This window comes from Actinoplanes aureus, from assembly GCF_015704865.1.
Classification (GTDB): Bacteria; Actinomycetota; Actinomycetes; order Mycobacteriales; family Micromonosporaceae; genus Actinoplanes; species Actinoplanes aureus.
Genome location: NZ_JADQTO010000109.1, coordinates 1 through 543 on the forward strand (window position 1 = coordinate 1; position 543 = coordinate 543).

Sequence of the window (543 nt, forward strand, 5' to 3'; positions counted from 1 at the left end):
TGCAGTCTTTCACCGCGGGCCTGCGTCGTGACCACGACGCCGTCGTCAACGGCCTGACCATGCCCTACAGCTCAGGCGTGGTCGAAGGGCACGTCAATCGCATCAAGATGATCAAACGCCAGATGTACGGTCGCGCCAACCTCGACCTGCTCCGCAAACGCATCCTTCTCGCCTGAACGGGTCAATCCCGGTCACGAAAAGTGGGTCAGATCCAGATCCACTCTTCAGGAAGCGGCGACAGACACCCCGAACCGCTCGGCCACCTCGGTCACCGGCACCCCGGCTTCAACTTCGAGCACGGCCCGATACCGCTGCTCCGTCATGGTCAACTCCACCAACACTCGGCGGAGTGTCACGCATCAACTGAAGCCACGGCGTAACGCATCAAGCGGAGTCAGACAGCCGGGAGTCCGCGCTGTCGTGTATCAGGATCTGCGTGACAATCCAGTCTCGGGACGTGGGTGACACATCCGGCTAGGAAGTTGCCGCTAGGTCGGAGGCTAACGGACGCCTGACCTTCGTCTCTGGATGCCCTACAGTTGA

At 61.1% G+C, this 543-nt stretch carries 1 protein-coding gene; it reads left to right on the forward strand.

What is annotated here, in order from left to right:
• The coding region (locus I4J89_RS49145) for a transposase (protein WP_196418720.1) at positions 1 to 176 on the forward strand (176 nt) is incomplete at its 5' end.
• Positions 177 to 543: the final 367 nt, after the last annotated feature.